Annotated in this window: 1 protein-coding gene; it reads left to right on the forward strand. The window is 62.6% G+C overall.

What is annotated here, in order from left to right:
- A partial coding sequence (locus AC5RVN_RS17490; RefSeq protein WP_494138760.1) for a hypothetical protein occupies positions 1 to 243 on the forward strand: 243 nt, incomplete at both ends.

Below are 243 nucleotides of genomic sequence, written 5' to 3' on the forward strand. Positions count from 1 at the left end.
GTAACGGCAAGATCATGCAGGAACTCGAAGCGTTCTTCCGCGGCGCGGGCTGGAACGTGATCAAGGTCGTCTGGGGCCGGGAATGGGATGACCTGCTGACCAAGGACACCGACGGGTCGCTGGTGAAGATCATGAACGAAACCCCCGACGGGGACTACCAGACCTACAAGGCCGAATCCGGCGGGTTCGTCCGCGAACACTTCTTCGGCAAGGACCCCGCCACCAAGGACCTGGTCGCGGACC

The organism is Arthrobacter sp. sptzw32, assembly GCF_059089735.1.